The 15,751-nt window shown below is 47.4% G+C and carries 17 protein-coding genes; 7 read left to right on the top strand and 10 right to left on the bottom strand.

Going from position 1 to position 15,751, the window contains the following annotated elements; translation table 11 throughout:
- Positions 1-19: 19 nt before the first annotated feature.
- The 4 genes from folB to ABD931_RS13425 all read right to left on the bottom strand — a co-directional run bounded on the left by folB (position 20) and on the right by ABD931_RS13425 (position 3,868).
- Positions 20-370, bottom strand: a complete 351-nt coding sequence (gene folB, locus ABD931_RS13440; RefSeq protein ID WP_345267901.1) for a dihydroneopterin aldolase — start codon at positions 368-370, stop codon at positions 20-22.
- On the bottom strand, positions 370-1,353 hold the full coding sequence (locus ABD931_RS13435; protein ID WP_345267899.1) for a DivIVA domain-containing protein: 984 nt from the start codon (positions 1,351-1,353) through the stop codon (positions 370-372). Before ABD931_RS13435 ends, folB begins: the two co-directional genes overlap by 1 nt.
- A 111-nt stretch (positions 1,354-1,464) precedes the next feature.
- A complete protein-coding gene (locus tag ABD931_RS13430; RefSeq protein ID WP_370469321.1) occupies positions 1,465-2,379 on the bottom strand; it encodes a WD40 repeat domain-containing protein in 915 nt (304 codons plus the stop codon).
- 133 nt (positions 2,380-2,512) lie between these two features.
- Positions 2,513-3,868 carry a DUF6351 family protein gene (locus tag ABD931_RS13425; RefSeq protein WP_345267895.1) on the bottom strand — a complete coding sequence of 452 codons (1,356 nt, stop codon included), beginning with the start codon at positions 3,866-3,868 and terminating at the stop codon, positions 2,513-2,515.
- A 171-nt stretch (positions 3,869-4,039) separates the two neighbouring features.
- On the opposite strand from ABD931_RS13425, the gene ABD931_RS13420 reads away from it, so the two are divergent.
- Entirely contained in the window at positions 4,040-4,684 is a 645-nt protein-coding gene (locus ABD931_RS13420) for a 4'-phosphopantetheinyl transferase family protein (protein ID WP_345267893.1), read from the top strand.
- Between the two features lie 76 nt (positions 4,685-4,760).
- Here ABD931_RS13420 and ABD931_RS13415 read toward each other — a convergent pair whose 3' ends face one another.
- Positions 4,761-5,639: a transglutaminase-like domain-containing protein gene (locus tag ABD931_RS13415; RefSeq protein WP_345267891.1), complete on the bottom strand. Its 879-nt coding sequence runs from the start codon at positions 5,637-5,639 to the stop codon at positions 4,761-4,763.
- Between the two features lie 147 nt (positions 5,640-5,786).
- Here ABD931_RS13415 and galE point away from each other — a divergent pair, with 147 nt between their 5' ends.
- The 6 genes from galE to ABD931_RS13385 all read left to right on the top strand — a co-directional run bounded on the left by galE (position 5,787) and on the right by ABD931_RS13385 (position 10,447).
- The gene (galE, locus tag ABD931_RS13410) at positions 5,787-6,830 is read left to right on the top strand and encodes a UDP-glucose 4-epimerase GalE (protein WP_345267889.1); all 1,044 of its coding nucleotides are present in this window, start codon (positions 5,787-5,789) and stop codon (positions 6,828-6,830) included.
- Between the two features lie 94 nt (positions 6,831-6,924).
- Positions 6,925-7,986 (top strand): dTDP-glucose 4,6-dehydratase, encoded by a 1,062-nt coding sequence (gene rfbB, locus ABD931_RS13405; RefSeq protein ID WP_345267887.1) that lies wholly within the window; start codon positions 6,925-6,927, stop codon positions 7,984-7,986.
- A 113-nt stretch (positions 7,987-8,099) separates the two neighbouring features.
- Positions 8,100-8,960 carry a glucose-1-phosphate thymidylyltransferase RfbA gene (rfbA, locus tag ABD931_RS13400; RefSeq protein ID WP_345267885.1) on the top strand — a complete coding sequence of 287 codons (861 nt, stop codon included), beginning with the start codon at positions 8,100-8,102 and terminating at the stop codon, positions 8,958-8,960.
- Positions 8,961-9,138: 178 nt separating this feature from the next.
- Entirely contained in the window at positions 9,139-9,285 is a 147-nt protein-coding gene (locus tag ABD931_RS13395) for a hypothetical protein (protein WP_345267883.1), read from the top strand.
- A 229-nt stretch (positions 9,286-9,514) separates the two neighbouring features.
- The gene (locus tag ABD931_RS13390) at positions 9,515-9,868 is read left to right on the top strand and encodes a DUF6970 domain-containing protein (RefSeq protein ID WP_345267881.1); all 354 of its coding nucleotides are present in this window, start codon (positions 9,515-9,517) and stop codon (positions 9,866-9,868) included.
- Between the two features lie 237 nt (positions 9,869-10,105).
- A complete protein-coding gene (locus tag ABD931_RS13385) occupies positions 10,106-10,447 on the top strand; it encodes a hypothetical protein (protein WP_345267879.1) in 342 nt (113 codons plus the stop codon).
- Positions 10,448-10,808: 361 nt separating this feature from the next.
- On the opposite strand, the gene ABD931_RS13380 is transcribed toward ABD931_RS13385, so the two are convergent.
- The 5 genes from ABD931_RS13380 to ABD931_RS13360 are packed head-to-tail and all read right to left on the bottom strand — an operon-like array spanning position 10,809 to position 15,734.
- On the bottom strand, positions 10,809-12,005 hold the full coding sequence (locus tag ABD931_RS13380; protein ID WP_345267877.1) for a protein kinase family protein: 1,197 nt from the start codon (positions 12,003-12,005) through the stop codon (positions 10,809-10,811).
- Positions 12,006-12,007: 2 nt separating this feature from the next.
- Entirely contained in the window at positions 12,008-13,315 is a 1,308-nt protein-coding gene (locus tag ABD931_RS13375) for a hypothetical protein (protein WP_345267875.1), read from the bottom strand.
- Positions 13,315-14,121, bottom strand: a complete 807-nt coding sequence (locus ABD931_RS13370; protein WP_345267873.1) for a vWA domain-containing protein — start codon at positions 14,119-14,121, stop codon at positions 13,315-13,317. Before ABD931_RS13370 ends, ABD931_RS13375 begins: the two co-directional genes overlap by 1 nt.
- A gap of 11 nt (positions 14,122-14,132) precedes the next feature.
- Complete coding sequence (locus tag ABD931_RS13365; protein WP_345267870.1) at positions 14,133-14,639, bottom strand: DUF805 domain-containing protein; 507 nt, start codon at positions 14,637-14,639, stop codon at positions 14,133-14,135.
- A 39-nt stretch (positions 14,640-14,678) separates the two neighbouring features.
- Entirely contained in the window at positions 14,679-15,734 is a 1,056-nt protein-coding gene (locus ABD931_RS13360; protein WP_345267868.1) for a tetratricopeptide repeat protein, read from the bottom strand.
- Positions 15,735-15,751 lie beyond the last annotated feature (17 nt).

The following is a 15,751-nucleotide window of genomic DNA, read 5'->3' as shown; positions in this document are numbered from 1 at the left end:
TAGTTAACCAATCAACCAGCTAACCAATCAACCTAACCTTTGCACGCTGGCAGACTCCGCCGACGGGTGGATTGAACTTGGATACGCTCACCTCCACCGACTCGACGTTCGGGTAACGCGCCCGTACTTCCTCGATAATAGTATGGGCAATGTGTTCCAGCAACCGCGCCGGGCGCTGCATGGCAGTGGCGGCAATACGGTATAACTCCTCGTAATTGACCGTCGCGCTCAGGCGGTCTCGGCGGGCCGCTTCCGAGAAGTCGGTGGTGACGGTGATGTCTACCGAATACTTATTGCCAATTTTCTGCTCCTCGTCGTAAAAGCCGTGATAGGCGAAAAATTCGAGGCCTTCGAGCGTGATGGTTCCCACTAAAACTGATCGAAAAACGAGCCACCAGGCTTTTTCGGCTGCCCGGACAGAGCCGCTGCGGGTACAGGCTCGGGTTGACCAGCCACGCCCACAGGACCAGCCCCGGCCGTTACGGGCTCTTCCACCTCTCCGGCACTTGCCGATGCAGACGGCTCTGTGGTACCCGCCGGCCGGTCGTCGGAGGCAGTTTCGTCGGAGGCTGCGTCCGCAACGGCTTCTTCGGTAGATGCCAACTCTGCGGAGAGCTGCTGCTCAACGGCTTCGGTAACGCCTTCTGTCACCGCCGGAGAGGCTTCGGCTTCAACCGGGGCGGTTTCTGCCTGCTCCGTCAGCGGACCGGTCTGGTCAACGGCCGGCATGGCCTGGGTTTCACCGGAGCCGGCTTTTTCTGATGTTTCGGCGTTGGCCGGGGCATCTTCCAGTTGCGAGGCCACCTCGTCGATCTTGTTCTTCACCGATTGTTTGGCGTATTTCTTTTCAAACCGGTCTACGCTGTCCAGGGCATTGTTGGCTAAGGCCTGGATCTGAACAATCAGGTTCTCCTTGTAGCGTTCCATTGCCTTAAAGTCGCTCTCAATCGACTTCAGGTCATTCAGGATATTCTCTTTAATATACCGGGCCTGGTTTTCGGCATCCTGCACCAGAATAGCCGACTTTTTGCGGGCTTCGGCCAGAACTTCATCGGCCTTCTGCCGCGATTCGCCCAGGTACTGCTCGGCGGCCCGGTTGGCCTGCTCGGTAATCTGGCTGCTGGTATCTTCGGCCGTTTTGAGGGTTTTAAACAGAATCAGTTCGACCTCCTTCAGCTTGTTCAGCTCTTTCTCAGCCAGTTCAAGCTGCATTTTAAGCATTTTGTTTTCGCTGATGATTCGCTCCCACTCCTGCGATAAAGAGTTTAAAAAAGCGTCAACTTCTTCTGATTTATATCCCCGTAAGCCCTTCTCGAATGTATGCTGACGAATCTCGATGGGTGTTATCTTCATACAAATGGTTCGTTTTGGTGCCCTATTGGCTTCTGAAATGTGGAAAAGTAACAGCCTTTAATTGGAAAAAGCAACAAAATGGCCGAAAATTCCACTTTTAGACCCATTCATTTAGCGAAAACCGGTTTCCGTAATCTCCCAAACGGAGATTGTCCGGTCGTCGCTACCCGATAAGAGCTGGTTCTGGTAGGCGGTCCACAGCAGTTTGTTCACCGATGTGCCATGACCTGCGTGCCGGGCGCGGTCTACCACTTTCAGGAGCCGGAAGGTGGCAGCATCCCAGATCTTAACGGCTTTGTCCATGCTGGCCGTGGCCAGCCAGCGACCGTCCGGGCTATACGTAACGTGGTTGATGGCAAACAGATGGGCAACCACATCATGGCTTTCGGTGTAGCCGGCTTCTACATCCCAGACTTTCAGGTGAGCGTCGCGGCCGGCCGTGAGCAGGCACCGGAAATCGGGTGAGTAGCGTACCGCAAAGACTGAGTTGGTATGCGCGGCCAGGGTGTGTTTGAGGGCGTTGGTTTCCAGGTCGAATATCCGGACCGTATGGTCGCTGTAGCCGACGGCCAGTTCCCGCTCCACCGGGTTGATACTGATGCTGCGGGCACTCTTGTCGGAGGCTTTCAGGTGCCGCCTGACGGTAAAGTCATGCATGTTCAGTAGCACCACTACCCCATCCGATAAAGCTACGTAAGCCGTTTGCCGGTACAGCTGAATGTCGAATATGGCGGCCGAAGTGATCTTCAGCGAACAGACCTCTTTTTTCTGGTTCGGGTCAATTACATGGACGCCTTCGTAGTTCTGCCCCACCCACAACAGGCCGTCGGCCGGGTCGAACGCCAGGGCGTAGACCGAAGCCGGGACGCGGGCAATCAGATCCCCCAGGTCGGGGCGGTCGAGTTGCCAGCGGACAACCAGGCCATCGGCACCGGCCGAAAAAAAGGTTTCGGGCGTGGCCCCGCTTTCCAGCGCGTATACACAGTCGCGGTGCCCGCCGAAGGTGTCTGCTTTTTTAACCGTTATCGTCATCCGAAAGAGCAAATTGGAACATAACGGCTGCAAACTTATTGCTTTGTGTAATACCGTTCAAAGCTTCGGACATAACAAAGCCCCATTTCTCCGGAGATGGGGCTTTGTCTTCTGGTGTTCAGCAAGATTATAAGGCAGAGACGGCGTACGGGTTTTTGCTGATCTCCGTCCGGATCAGGTTAACGGACTGAACAATTTTTCCGTCTGTAGCTTTGCCCTTTTCAATAAGCCGTTGGGTAATGGCTGGCATTTGTCCGGATACCTGCTGAACCAGTGCACCAAAAGCCATAGCAACCTCAAGTTGCGTAAAGGTACAGTGTCCAAACCGGTTGATGGGAATACCGGTGAACAGGGCGCTGGTTCCCTGCACAAGGGTTTTCTGCTGATAGAGCGGCAAATGCCAGACGGGGATGAGGGGATCTCCCGCCGTATGCATGGTGACCAGCGGTACGCTGATGAGTCCGCTGGTCTGGTAGTCTTTTTCAATCGTTTTCATCGCTTTTTTGTCCCCGGCAATTCGCTGCACCTGCTGATTCAGCATTGCATTCGCTGCTGGATTGCCTGCAAAGAACGGATTGATGTATACCCGGCCTATGTTGTCGTAGGGTTGTCCTTTTAGCACCTCCACCGCATTGCGGGTGGCAAACACATTGTACCACAGCAAGCTGAGAACCGTTTCCCCAATATTCTCAGGGCTTTGCAGAAAGCCGGCAAGCTCTTCATTTCCAAAGGCGGTCGCCAGAAATTGCCAGGTTTTCCCCCCAGGCTCACTATTATTAATAAGCGTAGCGCCAACTGCTCCCGAGTAACCAGGCCAGTTCTGAATAAGCTGATCCGGGATGTTTATGGCCGTGCCGGGAAGTATGCCGGGAAAGAAATAATCGAACAGAACCCGTACGTCGCCGTAGCGGTTGATCTGTCGCTGGAAATCACCGCAGGGGCCGCATAAGGATAAACCGCCACTGAACAGCTTCGGATACCGCTCAATAGCCAGGGTCGTAACAATCCCGCCCTCAGACCCTCCGGTTAAGTAGATGTTTTTAGGGGTGCCGTACTGTTTGATAAAGAATTTCCGCAATTCCAACATATCGTCGATGCCAGTCTGAATGGCCAGGCCATTGGCGCTATAGCTGGTGGTAGCAAAGGCATACCCCTGGCTGAGGAATAGGGGAACATAGGCATCGGCTTCCGTCGGTATGGCCAGGGGCAAATACGACGAAACATACCCGTGGGCGTACAGAATCAAATCGCCGTTCCAGTTGGCTGGTTTACAAATCTGGTAGATTTCTCCCGTTTTCAGGGTAAGCGTTGAGCAGCCAAACGCTGAAAGGGTCCCGTCGACGGTGGTAACGGTACTGGATTGCCTCTTCTCCGCAACAACGTCCTGCCTGACGTCAGAGAGTGATGATACAACTTCCAAATCTTTGGTGCATCCTGCCAGTAAGAAGAGGACAGCCAGCAGGAACCACAGGTGAGTTCTCATGATAATAGTTTGAGGTTTTAATACGTGGCTAAATATAAGAGAAAGACCATGTTACCGTCGTGGAAGCGGTTTGTTTTTATTAAACGGCAGTTCTGGCGAACAGATGTCGGCGTAAGGTGCTGTAGAGCTGCTTTAGGGTGGTATATTTGCTTTATATTTGCTCATGATCCAATGCCTCAGTTTACGTCTTTTGCTTTCAATCCGGAATGCACCGCCCTATTGTGGAAAATTGAGGAAGATGAAGCGAATCTGCGAACCAGCCTACCCCTGACGGAGCCGGAGCTGGCTGATCTGGCCGGTATTACGCATCCGGCCCAGCGGGTAGAGTGGATGGCCTGCCGGACGGCTATGCGGCAGTTGGCAGAGAGCCAGGGGCTGGCTTATACAGGTCTGTTCAAAGATGAATTTGGCAAGCCTCACCTGATTGCCTCTCCAGCTGAGCAAGCCGGGCATATCTCACTAACGCATACGTCGGGCTGGGCGGCTGTGGTCTGGCACGCCAGCCGACCCGTTGGTATCGATATTGAACCGTTGCGGGAGCAGTTTGTGCGGGTGGTGCCCCGCGTTCTGTCGGAGACCGAAACCGCCCATGCCGGTCAGGACCTGATGCGGCTGGCGGTATACTGGTGTGCCAAAGAAGCCTTGTATAAACTGTACGGCAAACGCCAGCTTACCTTCCGCGAACACCTGCTGATTGAGCCGTTCGCCGATGGGGCCACCCAACTCACCGGCCACGTTCGCCTGCCCGACCACGCCGAAGAACTCACCATCTGCTGCCGGGCCGCCGGACCCGGGTTGCTGGCCGTAGCCTTTTAATGATAAACGATGAGCGATGAATGAAAGGCTTGCGCCAGCCTCATTCATCGCTCATCGTTTATCATTCATCATTAACTCAGCTTTTCTGCGAATAATCCGACAGTGGCAGTGAGTCTTCGTCGTCTTTAATGAAGTCCAGCATCCGCTCCACTTCTTTGACGCGCTCGGCATCGCCGTTTTTCTCGAAGGAGAGGGTCAGGTTACGCAGCATCCGGCGAATAATATCCAGATTAGAGCAGGGCTGGTAAAATATATCCGACTGCTTCAGGTTCAACTGGGCAATGTAGTGGTCGATGTCGTTTTTGGAGAACACCAGCCCCCGGTTAAATACGTTGATGTAAAACTGCACTCCGGCCGGTGCCTTGTAGGTCAGCACAAACAGGTTGGGCAGGTTAACGCCGTAAATGGGCAGACCGATCTTGTTGGCGATCAGCATATAAATCACACAGAGCGAGATTGGATTTCCCCGGCGCGATTCGAGCACCTGATTGATCATCGAGTTGGCCGGCGAATGAAAATGCTTCGTGTTGGCCGCAAACTTCAGCTTATTGAAAAAAACATTGTTGAGCGCCCGCACCTGATCCACCGGGTGCATATCGGCCTTTACTTCCACCCATACCTCGTAGTATAGTTGCTCCAGGTCCTGCCGCAACTTCTCGAGCGACAGATCCGGGTACTGGTAGGTAGCCACCACCCAGAGTCCTTCCAGCAGGTCCATAGCCCCACCATTCTTCCAGGCCTGCATCCGCTCCAGCACCGACTGGTATTGCAGATCATGAATAAGCTCCTCGATCCGTTTTTGCAGGCTGGCGTTAAAACTGCCTTCCCATTCGGTTTCGAGGTAAGGAATCAGTTGGCCGCCGATCTGGCGAATTCGCGTCTCTACATGTTGTACCACTTCCTGGTCTTCGTCGTCGAGCAGAGATATAAGTGCTTTGATTTCGTTATCGTTCATCGTATTCCGTTCAGGAGGGAATCGGTGGTCCTATAATAAATAGTGTTTTCAGAAAGGTACCGAATTTTATACTTTTGTCCGCCTTTCCAAAACGCTTTTTCTGGGAGGCCCCTCTGCAAGTAACAACAAAATTTTTAACAAAACGATTTGGTATCTACACATAGTTCGTCCCAAAAAATTCTGGTTACCGGCGGAGCTGGTTTTATCGGCTCCCATACCGTAGTGGCCCTGGTCGAAGCCGGCTTTGAGCCGGTTATCGTCGATAATTTCTCCAATTCGGAGCCTGCTGTGCTGGATGGCCTGCGGGCTATTCTGGGGCGCGACATTATCTGCTACCACGCCGACTGTAACGATGCCGCAGCCATGACGGAGATTTTCCGAACGGAACAACTCTCCGGCGTTATTCACTTTGCGGCCTACAAAGCCGTGGGTGAGTCGGTCCAGCAACCGCTGAAGTATTACCGCAATAACCTGGACTCGACCATGCTGCTGCTGGAACTTATGCCGCAGTTCAACGTCCGTAACCTGGTTTTTTCGTCGTCCTGCACGGTCTACGGACAGCCTGAGATATTGCCGGTAACGGAAGATACGCCCCGGCTGCCGGCCCAGTCGCCGTATGGCAACACCAAGGCTATCTGCGAAGACATTATCCGCGATACGGTTCATGCCGGTACGCCGATCAAAGCCTTTTCCCTGCGTTATTTCAATCCCATCGGGGCTCACCCCTCCGCCCAGATTGGCGAGTTGCCACGGGGTGTTCCCGGCAACCTGGTACCCTATATCACCCAGACAGCCGCCGGCCTGCGGGAGAAGCTGACGGTATTTGGAGACGACTATAACACCCCCGACGGTAGCTGTATACGCGACTTTATCCACGTAATGGACCTGGCCGATGCCCACGTCAGTGCCTTGCGGCTGCTCGACCAGAGCCGTACGAACTCGCTGTACGATGTATACAATATCGGTACCGGACACGGCGCTTCTGTACTCGAACTGATTCGGACATTTGAAGACGTAAACGGCATCCAGGTAAACTACACCACTGGTCCGCGCCGGCCGGGCGATGTCGAACAGATTTATGCGGTCGTGGACAAAGCCAACCGGGATATGGATTGGCAGGCCCAACGGTCTCTGGGCGATGCCCTGCGCGACGCCTGGGCCTGGCAGAAGAAATTGAGTAAGATAGTTTGAGCCGGGCGGCCGGTGCCGTTTGAAGTTTAACGTTGGGCTGACGCATCATTAACTACCTACTTCAAACCTCAAACCTCAAACCCCAAAACGCTACATGAAAAAAATCTTAATCACCGGCGGAGCCGGCTTTATCGGTTCTCACGTTGTCCGGTTGTTTGTTACGAAGTATCCGGAATACCAGATCTATAATCTGGATAAGCTGACCTATGCCGGTAATCTGGCCAACCTCCGCGATATTGAAAAAGCACCGAACTACACCTTTGTGCGGGGCGATATCACTGATGCGTCGTTTCTGGAGCCGATGTTTGCCGAGATGCTGTTCGACGGCGTTATCCACCTGGCGGCCGAGTCGCACGTGGACCGATCCATCACCGACCCTATGTCGTTTGTGATGACCAATGTGGTCGGAACGGTCAACCTGCTCAATGCCGCCAAAACCAGCTGGAGCCAGTCGGGCGGTTTTGACGGGAAGCGGTTCTATCATATCTCGACCGATGAGGTGTACGGCTCCCTGCACAACCCCGACGAATTTTTCACGGAAGAAACGCCCTACGATCCGCAGTCGCCGTACTCGGCGTCCAAAGCGGCTTCCGATCACTTTGTCCGGGCATACGGCAATACGTATGGCCTGCCGGTGGTGCTGTCCAACTGCTCCAACAACTACGGTCCCAACCATTTTCCGGAAAAGCTGATTCCGCTGATGATCCATAACATCCGGAACAACAAACCCCTGCCCGTATACGGCAAAGGCGAGAACGTGCGCGACTGGCTGTACGTGATCGACCACGCCCGCGCCATTGATGTGATCTACCACAACGGCCGGCTGGGCGAAACCTACAACATCGGCGGTTTCAACGAGTGGCGCAACATAGACCTGGTGAAGCTGCTCTGCGGTATTATGGATCGCAAACTGGACCGTCCGGAAGGCACCTCCGAACAACGTATCACCTACGTAACCGACCGCGCCGGCCACGACCTGCGCTACGCCATCGACGCCCATAAGATCATGAATGAGCTGGGCTGGCAACCATCGGTTCAGTTTGAAGAAGGCCTGGAAAAAACCGTCGACTGGTTCCTGGCTAACCAGGAGTGGCTCGACAACGTCACCTCCGGCACGTATCAGAAGTATTACGAAGACATGTACGCAAATCGGTGAATAAGTCGATGGTCGTTAGCCGATGGTCATTAGTAAAAAGTAGTGTCCACTCTTGACCGCCGGGCGGCCCCGTACATACTAACGGCTAACGACTATTGACTAACTACTAAACTATGAAAGGTATCATCCTCGCCGGGGGTTCCGGCACGCGACTGCATCCGCTGACGCTGGCCGTCAGCAAACAACTCATGCCGGTGTACGATAAGCCGATGATCTACTATCCGCTGTCGACGCTGATGCTGGCCGGCATCCGGGACATATTGATCATCTCGACTCCACACGATCTGCCGAATTTTGAGAAACTGCTGGGCGACGGCTCCCGGCTGGGCTGCTCTTTTTCGTATGCGGTGCAACCGGAGCCCAACGGGCTGGCACAGGCGTTTGTGATTGGCCGCGAGTTTATCGGCGCCGATAAGGTAGCCCTGATTCTGGGCGACAATATTTTTTACGGCTCAGGCATGTCCGAGCTACTGCAGAGCAATGCCGACCCACTGGGTGGGGTGGTGTTTGCGTACCACGTGCAGGACCCGGAGCGCTACGGCGTTGTGGAGTTCGACCAGCAGATGAACGCCATTTCTATCGAAGAGAAGCCCCCGCAGCCAAAGTCCAACTATGCGGTGCCGGGCCTATATTTTTACGATAATCAGGTTGTTGATATTGCCCGGCACCTGGCACCCAGTCCGCGGGGCGAATACGAGATTACCGATGTCAATAAAGAATACCTGTCGCGGAAGCAGTTGAAGGTGTGTATTCTGGACCGGGGTACCGCCTGGCTGGATACCGGAACGTTTACCTCGCTGATGCAGGCCGGCCAGTTTGTGCAGGTGATTGAAGAGCGGCAGGGCCTGAAAATCGGTTGTATTGAAGAGGTTGCCTACCGCATGAACTTTATCGACAGCAACGCGCTTGCCGGCATTGCGCAGCCGCTAGTCAAAAGCGGGTATGGGCAGTATCTGCTGAATCTGCTCAAATAACGTACCCACAGACTTCAGCCCGCTGTCAAAACTAAAACAGCGGCAGCACTACCTCCCTTGTAAGCAGGTTGCTGCCGCTGCAACTGAGTAGAAAAGGTTTACTCGTTAAGACCGATACCATAACTCAGTAACCCATTCAACTGTTTTTATACCTGCCGCTGACGTCCCGTCCAGACAGGTGGCCGAGCGGTTCCGGCGCACCCGGCCAGAGAAAGTACAGCCGCTGCCGGATACGCTCACGGCCCTATTGGTGCTGCGGCAGACCGGCGAGGGGACTCATGCCGGGTTAGAGAGATTGGCGGCTGGTCGGCAAGGCCAGGATTAGCTTCCCGGAATCACTCACATCGAGCCAGTCATGGCCGAATTACCCCTGCTGTTAAAACCGCCCGGACGAACCAGTTTTTCATCAACTGGAGGAGTCAGACAGCGCATGGGCGCTGATGAACGAATTAACACCCATCAGGTAGCATGCCGCTTTATGCCAGAAAAGTTTAGTAACATTATGGATTTAGTAGTTTATATTATAAAGACTATTAATATAAACGCCGACAGCTATGAGACGTTTCACCAGATACCTTGTTTTCGTTAGTTTACTGGCTTTCGGGTGTAAAAAGGAAAATATACTGGAAGGAACACCCGCCTGTATTGTCGATAAAATCAATCAGATTAAGCAGGAGGCCGTTTGGAATCCACCGGCAAAGGTTTTCCGCTACGAATACAAAGGGCAAACCGTTTATTACATTCCCCCAAGATGTTGTGATGTGCCGAGCACCTTACTAGATGCGCAGTGTAATTACCTCTGCGCGCCCGATGGCGGAATCGACGGTAAAGGCGATGGGAAGTGTAGTGACTTTTTTAACGCCCGAAGCGGAGAGACTTTAGTATGGGCCGATAGCAGACGAAACTAAGGGAGCAGATTGGCAGGGCCTGAAGCGTGGGGCTATGATGTTTTCCTATCATCCAGACCGGCTACAGATTATGCACGACAAAAACCGGAACAGGCCGTAATTGACCAGCTCAAAAAGAGCGGCTTCAATTGGTCTCGTTCTGGCGGCTGCTGGCAGCGGAAAATCACGGCTGATGCCAAATGGAACGCCACGCAGATTACCGGCGTAGCATTCAATTAATCCCTGACTCTCAAAACAATGACGATGATTGCAGCACAGGTAGCCACTATTCAAGACGTGGTAGCCTTTGTTCAAGCCAATTACAGCCGCATGTATCAGGACACCTACACCAGTCCATTAGGGCAACCCGGCGTAGTGACGACATGGGAGTTTGAGCAACAGACGTTGCCGCTCGCTCTGGCGGAAGCTGCGCGGGACTTCTTTCCCAAAAAAGACCTGAGCTATGTTGTCCATCAGTCAAAGGACGAGCAAAGCCATACAACGGTCGGCATTCGGGCCAGCAACGGCAGTTTGCCGGGGTGGGCTAACACAACCTATGTGGTTAAGCGCTTTGTCACCCAACGTAGCAGGGAAACATAGTAATTACCCGCACCGGTCTGTTATGGATCGGGCATCCCTTATATTTATTACTACCCCGTCGAATTCTTTACAAGCATTAGCGTTTGGACAACGGTTTTGGGCTTGGCGTTCGTGCGGGATTTCAGGGCACAAAACTGTCAACCCAGTACTAAAGTTGATTTGAAAAACTGCACTTGAATTTAAGCACGTCACCCCGCATGACGCCAAACCCATGTTACCGGTTCGTGCTTCTTTTCTGTCGTGTTGTTGTTTGTCCATTTTGCAGTGTCTTTGTGCGTTGGCCTGGTGGCTCTTTTGCAAAATTTGTCTTGTGCGTTGGGCTTGTGCGGTTTTGCAAATGTGCCACCAATTGCGTGGGCTATTAATCAAATTTTATTTCTATTAAGTTTTGATGTGAGTTAAGTGTAATTCTTTTTGTCTCCTTGCCGTTTGAAACTAAAATCAATTTTCCCTCATAGGTTTGTTTGTCAAGTTCTAAAGGTGTCGAACCAAGTTTTTGAAATGTGGATGTCAATACTGATGCAGTGCCATTGGTTGTAATAATTTTATACTTACTGGCAGATACTGTTCTATCAATACTTTGACTGTTTGGAACATATTTCTGATGTTCCGAGGGGATAGATTTTGTAATATTGGAAGAATTTCCATATAACGCTGGCGGTGGAATAACCGAATATTCACTGTTACATAACCATTTGAGTGTTTCTAAATAGAAATTAAGCGATGTTGAGTTTAGATTATAAAGTCTATTAAATAAAGCAGATTGATTAGGATTTAGAAAGTCCTGAATTGTAAAAAGGAAATTATCAAGTGTGTTGAAGCCACCTTGCATTACTTCACGCCAAAGAGTTTTGTCATGTTTGAGTGCTTCTAGAGCTGTTATCATAACCCAAAATGAAAATCTGTCCATTTCGGGGCTAAAATTATTTAGTGTCCTTTTAGGATGCTGAAATTCACTTCTGCCTTTTTCGATAGATTTCTTATAAGCTAAATCTGGAACATACATTCCATCGTAGTCAATTAGTTTAACCTGAAAATCGTCAGATGTCCCTGAAATAATGATATTACCACATTGAATATCGCCATGACCTATTTTGTTTCTTTCCAAGTCTTCGGATACTGAAACCAGTTTGGCTTGTAATTCTGCCAATACTTTGTTTTCACTTAAATGATTTGAAACAAATTGGTTAATGAGTAGTCCGTTCATCCATTCCATTTTCAGAATTGGATATGCATTGCCATTTAGAGATATTTCATTTTCTATAAATTCACAATCAGTTTTCCATGATGAATGGATGTTTTTTAGATAACTACATATTGCTTTGTAGCGATTTATTGTTTCGTCTTCAGCTGACAAAAAACATCTAATAGCATATGTTCTACCATTCAGCGAACCTTTAAAGACTGCTGCAAATGCACCTGAACCAAATAAGTAAACCTTAATTGGTGATGTTTTTGATGGAATTAGATTTATACCATTCAAAGACTTAAAAGCACTACCGCCTTTTTTTTGCATAAGTTGGTTGTATTCACCAATGGTTGGATAATTCTTAGCCATTACTACTTCTTATCTTTTTTCTTTAGTTGATATTCATTCCAAGTTTTTTCAGATTGTGCTCCCCATATGCCATCTGCGGTTACTTTATAGCCAGCTTTAATTAACTCTTCCTGTCTCTTCTTCGCTTCTTCCTTGGATATGGTTTGGCTTGTTTTGGTCGGCTCAGTCTTTTCTTCTTTTGGCTCTTCCTTTGGTTGAGTTAAATCGGTGATTTTACTTTTAAGTGTTTGAATTTCTGATTTCAAATCACCAATAGTATTTTCATGTTTTTTAATAATTGCATTTTCTGATTTCGCTTTCGCATTTGAAATATCATCTTTAGAATTCGTTGGTCGCAAAAAATACATGAGTAGTATGTTTACCATCAAAAGGCTAATTGCTACCATCAGTAGCATTTCGTGTAGTTTTAGTTTTTTTTTGACTTGATGAAAGTCTTGAGCGACCCCATTAAATTGGTTTCTGATTTCGTTCATTTCCATGTCAGTATAATTTGTTTGTTTTTTTTGTTGTAAGGATGATGGGATAAATTCTTCTTCTTTTTCTTTGGGAAAAGAAAAATCTTTTGGCGGATGAATTAGCTTTAAATCTGCCATATTATTAAATGGAATAATGATAGCTGAAATGTCATCTTCCTGGAGTTCTTTATTTTCCCAATATTTTAAACAGAATTCATGTAATTGATCAAAATTCTTAATTCCTAAAAGTTCTGTTATTGTAGAAGGCTTTTTCAAAATAAGCCTACTAAGAGCATCAGTTGCTATAATCAGAATACCCGAAGGCGAATATTCAAGTGTTCTTTGCTTAAAAAATGTTTCATCAATTTTATTTTGCAATAGCTGCTCGGTATTAATGAAATAATTGTTAGCGTCTAAACTATCCACATCAGCAAAAGGAAATGGAATGATTTTATTTTCAGAATTCAGCAAAAATAAATTCGTATCACCGCATGATATTACGTCAAGTTTGTTTTGCTCATTGAATTGCAAACCGATAAAGGTGGCTGTACCACCTTTATTTTGTTTTGCTTTTTCTAACGATGCTTTAGCTGGATTGGTGCTAAATTCAAATTTGGCACTTTTGTATAATTCTACCTGCTTTGTAAATGAAGTAATAAGTTCATTTGCATTAAAGATTGGATTTTCTACAAATCCTTTTGTAATTATCTCTGCCCAAATTTCGGAATTGAAACTCTGTGTTGTTCCATCTGCTAATGCAAAAGTTTTCCTTTCGGAATTTACTGCATACTTATCCTGTATGTATTTAAATTCATAGGATGCTCTTTTATGAAGTTGTAAAACTGTTATGCCCATTACTGTGGTGTTCCAATGTTTAAGAAGTTAATTAAGTCCGTGGCATTGCCATTGAAAACATAACCTTTTGCATTATGTCGAATGTCATACCCTTTCTGTTGGGCTATTCTTATCATGTTTTCATCAAGTGGGGTGGACATCTCGAATAGAAGCCTTTCAAATTTGTCACCTGTATTTACTTCACTTGGGAATAATAATTTGTCACCTGCTCTTGTTGAAATATGAATGTTTAAAATGCTAACCGAACCGTAGTTGGTTCTCAAGCTTTTTATTTGCTCTACCTGACTTTTTAAAGCATTAAAATTGCTTCCCGCATCTGTGGCTTCACCGTCAGTTATGTTAATGATTATGGGGGCATGGCAATCCCTGTGATTTCCCCAGTTGATCCAGTCGTTACAAAGGCGTTTAGCATTTTCAAAAGCCTTTGTCATTGGGGTATTACTCACTGAGTAAGGTTTAATCCAAATTGGTTTATCATTTTCTTGTCCAAGCGGGAATTCAAAAATATTTTTAATTGAAACTACCCATTTCCCTGATAGTTGACCTTCCCATCCTGATTGAACAACATTTTCTTGTTTGCCATAACCTATAATCGCAATTTCAAATCGGTTTTTGAGTTCGCCACCGCTTCCAATGCAACGTAAACCAACTTCATACAAAATGTCGTTTATGGCGTTGGTAACTTCGACCGCTTTTGTATGTGAAGCATTTCCGAATTTTTCATTCATTGAACCGCTTTGGTCAATTAAGTAAACAAGTAAGCAGGGGTTCGTGCTGCTGATTGTGAGATTTCTAATATCGTGCATATTGATTGATTTTATTTGTATAAATCACCGTCCTTGTAACCGCCAGAGTTAGATGGGTTTTCAGTTGATGAATAATTTGTTGTAGGGTTATTGTGTCCACCGCTGTATCCTCCTTGATAACCGCCTGATGTTCCTGTATTTTGACCGCCTTGATATGTTTGTCCCCCTTGGTAGGTTTGTCCTCCAATAACTTGAATTCCCTTTGGGTTTTCACCGTATTGGTTTGGTCCGGGTTGTCCGTCTTGGAAAAGCATCCATAATGCATAGAAAGGGATTAGTTGCCACCAACCGCTATTCCCAAGATCATGACATCTTTTAGCCCCTTGAGCCCAAATAAACCATAAGTAAGGAATGTAGAAAAGAAATAGAATTGCAAATATTCCGTCATCTCCTGATGAGCCAGAGATTGCACCTACCAAAAATGCTATTACATAAAAGATAAAAGTGCCAATAAGGTGACTTAGACCGTATTCTAATCTTCTGATACGACCTTCAAATGAAAATGGATTTTTGAACATGTTGTTTGAATTTAATTGTTAGTAATTATTGATTTTGATTTATTTACAAAGTTCGTTGTAGGCTTTTATCACATTCTTATTTCCTAACTCGATAGCCTTTTTCAAGTCAGGACAACCATCTTGCCCAAGTGACAATTTTGCAATACCTCTATTTCCTAGTGCCATACTGGTAAATTCAGTATTGTAATTATCATATTTAATGGTTTGAGTGAAATCTAAAATGGCACCCGCATAGTCTTCGATTTGAAGTTTGGCAAAACCTCTGTTATTGTAGGCCTTATAATAATCGGGTCGGAGTTTTATCGCTTCTGTATAATCGGCAATTGCTCCTTGATAATTATTGAGATAACGTTTGTTTAAGCCTCTGTTGTAATATGCTTCGGACTTCATGTAACTATCTTCCACAGGATAGTTTTCAATGGCTTTTGTATAAAAACTTATGGCTGCTTCACGATTACCTGCTTCGGATTGCATTTTTCCATCATTGTAATATTTTACAGCAAGGTCATGTTTTGAAACATAGTTACCCATTGTGTTTACCATTCCTTTATCTTTTATGGAATAGATGATGTCTAGAAATTCTTTTTGGTCATACTTAAATTCGTCCTTGTATGAGTAGCAATAGGTTATTAAGCTGGCATTTTTGCCAAAGTAGAAGGCAAACATTCCAACCAAATTCCCCTTAATACTTATTCCCATATCATAGGTGAAAATTAATATTTTATTCTTCGCATCATAATAGTTTTTTCCGACTTTAAGCTCTACTCCAAATTTTCCATTAACTAGGTTTTCAATTACTTTTTCAAATTGAGGTTTGTTGGTGAAGTATTCCTGAACTTTTTTGATTTCATCTTCATTTGATGTGGTCGCATAAACATTCTTAAAAAGTATGTATGGGTAATCCATATCAGCATTTCCGATTTTCTGATAACAAGCATCAAATTGAATATCCTTTCTATATTCTAAAAAGTCTTTTACATCTTTCATTCGCTGTTGCAATACCTCTTTAGGTAATCGTTTCCAAGTTTTGTCAAAACTTAGTGTGAAACCCAATGGGCTTTCATAAGAGGTTTGGGCAAGCGTTAGCTTGATCAAACAAAATGTCAATATGA

The sequence above is a fragment of the Nibrella viscosa genome (assembly GCF_039541875.1).
Classification (GTDB): domain Bacteria; phylum Bacteroidota; class Bacteroidia; order Cytophagales; family Spirosomataceae; genus Nibrella; species Nibrella viscosa.
This window is presented reverse-complemented; position numbering and strand designations above follow the sequence as displayed.

Coding starts and splice junctions, on each gene's coding strand:
- ABD931_RS13435 (WP_345267899.1), bottom strand. CDS start 1,353: ATGAAGATAACACCCATCGAGATTCGTCAGCATACATTCGAGAAGGGC.
- ABD931_RS13425 (WP_345267895.1), bottom strand. CDS start 3,868: ATGAGAACTCACCTGTGGTTCCTGCTGGCTGTCCTCTTCTTACTGGCA.
- ABD931_RS13420 (WP_345267893.1), top strand. CDS start 4,040: ATGCCTCAGTTTACGTCTTTTGCTTTCAATCCGGAATGCACCGCCCTA.
- ABD931_RS13415 (WP_345267891.1), bottom strand. CDS start 5,639: ATGAACGATAACGAAATCAAAGCACTTATATCTCTGCTCGACGACGAA.
- rfbB (WP_345267887.1), top strand. CDS start 6,925: ATGAAAAAAATCTTAATCACCGGCGGAGCCGGCTTTATCGGTTCTCAC.
- rfbA (WP_345267885.1), top strand. CDS start 8,100: ATGAAAGGTATCATCCTCGCCGGGGGTTCCGGCACGCGACTGCATCCG.
- ABD931_RS13390 (WP_345267881.1), top strand. CDS start 9,515: ATGAGACGTTTCACCAGATACCTTGTTTTCGTTAGTTTACTGGCTTTC.
- ABD931_RS13385 (WP_345267879.1), top strand. CDS start 10,106: ATGACGATGATTGCAGCACAGGTAGCCACTATTCAAGACGTGGTAGCC.
- ABD931_RS13380 (WP_345267877.1), bottom strand. CDS start 12,005: ATGGCTAAGAATTATCCAACCATTGGTGAATACAACCAACTTATGCAA.
- ABD931_RS13375 (WP_345267875.1), bottom strand. CDS start 13,315: ATGGGCATAACAGTTTTACAACTTCATAAAAGAGCATCCTATGAATTT.
- ABD931_RS13370 (WP_345267873.1), bottom strand. CDS start 14,121: ATGCACGATATTAGAAATCTCACAATCAGCAGCACGAACCCCTGCTTA.
- ABD931_RS13365 (WP_345267870.1), bottom strand. CDS start 14,639: ATGTTCAAAAATCCATTTTCATTTGAAGGTCGTATCAGAAGATTAGAA.